Here is a 2,675-nt window from a genome sequence, read left to right on the forward strand (position 1 = left end):
CGCGGCGCGCTGCATCAGCGCGCCCTCGGGGAGTGCGGCCATCAGTTCCCGCTCGGCCGACCGAACCGTGTCCACCTGGTATGCAGTCCTCATCCGGCCAGTGTCCCAACCGGCCGCCGTACAGCGGGGATCACCGGCCGACCGCGCCGCGTCGCGCCGCCACCACCGGAGCACGCGCACGGCGGAGCCCTGCGGTGGTACGGCTTCCGCTGGTGGGGCGGGTCAGCTCTCGGCTATGACGACCGCGGACGCCACTCCCGCGTCGTGCGAGAGCGACACGTGCCACTTCCGCACCCCCAGCTCCGCCGCGCGGGCCGCGACCGTGCCGCGCACCACCAGCGACGGCTGGCCGGAGTCGGCGGTGCACACCTCCGCGTCCGTCCAGTGCAGCCCGCCGGGCGCGCCGAGCGCCTTCGCCAGGGCCTCCTTCGCGGCGAACCGCGCGGCCAGCGACGCCGCCCCGCGGCGCTCACCGCTGGGCAGGTACAGCTCACCGTCCAGGAACAGCCGGGCGGCGAGTCCGGGAGTACGTTCCATGGACTGCGCGAAGCGGTCGATCTCCGCGACGTCGATCCCCACTCCGATGATCACCGGCCGGCACCCGCCCCACGACGGCCGCCGCTCACTCCGCCACGGCCGCCGCTCATACCGCCGTCGCCGCTCGCTCCGGCACAGCCCGCTCCAGCGTCGCCACTCACTCCACCGTCACCGACTTGGCCAGGTTGCGCGGCTGGTCCACCTCGTTGCCGCGGGCCGTCGCCAGCTCGCAGGCGAACACCTGCAACGGCACGGTCGTCACGAGGGGTTGCAGCAGTGTCGGGGTGGGCGGGACGCGGATCAGGTGGTCCGCGTACGGCACCACCGCCTCGTCACCCTCCTCGGCGATCACGATGGTCATCGCGCCGCGCGCCCGGATCTCCTGGATGTTGGACACCAGCTTGTCGTGCAGCACGGAGCGGCCACGCGGTGACGGCATCACCACGACCACCGGCAGCCCCGGCTCGATCAACGCGATGGGCCCGTGCTTCAGTTCGCCGGCCGCGAAGCCCTCGGCGTGCATGTACGCCAGCTCCTTCAGCTTCAGCGCGCCCTCCAGCGCCACCGGGTAGCCGACGTGCCGGCCGAGGAACAGCACGGTGTTCTTGTCCGCCAGGCCGCGGGCCAGCTCCCGCACGGGCTCCATCGTGGCCAGTACGGCCTCCACCCCGTCACCGATCCGGGCCAGCTCCCGCACCACGGAACCGATCTCGTCGCCCCACTTGGTGCCGCGCACCTGGCCCAGGTAGAGCGCCACCAGGTAGCAGGCCACCAGCTGCGTCAGGAACGCCTTCGTGGAGGCGACGGCGACCTCCGGGCCCGCCCGGGTGTACAGCACCGCGTCGGACTCGCGGGGAATGGTCGAGCCGTTGGTGTTGCAGACGGCCAGGACCTTCGCGCCCTGCTCACGGGCGTGCCGCACCGCCATCAGGGTGTCCATCGTCTCCCCGGACTGGGAGATGGCGACCACCAGCGTGCGCGGGTCGAGAATCGGGTCACGGTAGCGGAACTCGCTGGCCAGCTCGGTCTCGCAGGGGATCCGGGTCCAGTGCTCGATGGCGTACTTGGCGATCATCCCGGCGTGGTAGGCGGTGCCGCAGGCGACGATCACCACCTTGTCCACCTCCCGCAGCACCGCGTCCTGGATGCGCACCTCGTCGAGCCGCAGCACGCCGGACCCGTCGATGCGGCCGAGCAGGGTGTCGGCGACGGCCTTGGGCTGCTCGGCGATCTCCTTGAGCATGAAGTAGTCGTAGCCGCCCTTCTCGGCGGCCGAGACGTCCCAGTCCACGTGGTAGCCGCGGACGTCACCCGGTGTTCCGTCGAAGCCGGTGACGGTCACACCGTCCCGGGTCAGCTCCACGACCTGGTCCTGGCCGAGCTCGACCGCCTCGCGGGTGTGCTCGATGAACGCCGCCACGTCGGAGGCGAGGAACCACTCGCCGTCGCCGACGCCGACCACCAGCGGCGAGTTGCGGCGGGCGCCGACCACCGTGTCCGGCGCGTCGGCGTGCACGGCCACCAGCGTGAACGCGCCCTCCAGCCGCCGGCACACCTGCCGCATCGACTCGGCCAGATCACCGCAGGAGAAGTACGCCTCGGCCAGCAGGTGCGCGACCACCTCCGTGTCCGTCTGGGACGTCAGCCGGTGACCGCGTTCGGTCAGCTCGTCCCGGAGCGCCGCGAAGTTCTCGATGATGCCGTTGTGGACGACCGCGACCCGGCCCGCGTTGTCCAGGTGGGGGTGGGCGTTGTCGTCGGTGGGCCCGCCGTGCGTCGCCCACCGGGTGTGCCCGATGCCGGTGCTGCCGCTGGGCAGCGGTTGCTCGTCCAGCAGCTTGGCCAGGTTGACGAGCTTGCCGGCCCTTCTCGCCGTGGCCAGCCCGCCGTCGGCGAGCACCGCCACCCCGGCCGAGTCGTAGCCCCGGTACTCCAGCCGCCGCAATCCGGCGACGACCACTTCGAGGGCGGACTGCCCTCCCACATATCCGACGATGCCGCACATGCGGGCAGCCTACGACGCCCGGCGGGCTCAGCGGCCGGGTCGTGGCCGGTGCCGGGCGTGGCCCAGCACCTGGTCGGCGGCCAGACGGCGCAGCAACCGCAGTCCGGACCGGGGGGCGCCGCGTCGGCGTGGC

Annotated in this window: 2 protein-coding genes; both read right to left on the reverse strand. The window is 72.6% G+C overall.

Going from position 1 to position 2,675, the window contains the following annotated elements; translation table 11 throughout:
• Nucleotides 1–222: 222 nt before the first annotated feature.
• A complete protein-coding gene (locus ACYVE9_RS21995; RefSeq protein WP_461029619.1) occupies nt 223–591 on the reverse strand; it encodes a holo-ACP synthase in 369 nt (122 codons plus the stop codon).
• A gap of 103 nt (nt 592–694) precedes the next feature.
• Nucleotides 695–2,542, reverse strand: coding sequence for a glutamine--fructose-6-phosphate transaminase (isomerizing) (gene glmS / locus ACYVE9_RS22000; protein WP_461029620.1), 1,848 nt, complete (start codon nt 2,540–2,542; stop codon nt 695–697).
• Nucleotides 2,543–2,675 lie beyond the last annotated feature (133 nt).

This window comes from Streptomyces sparsus, assembly GCF_054776295.1.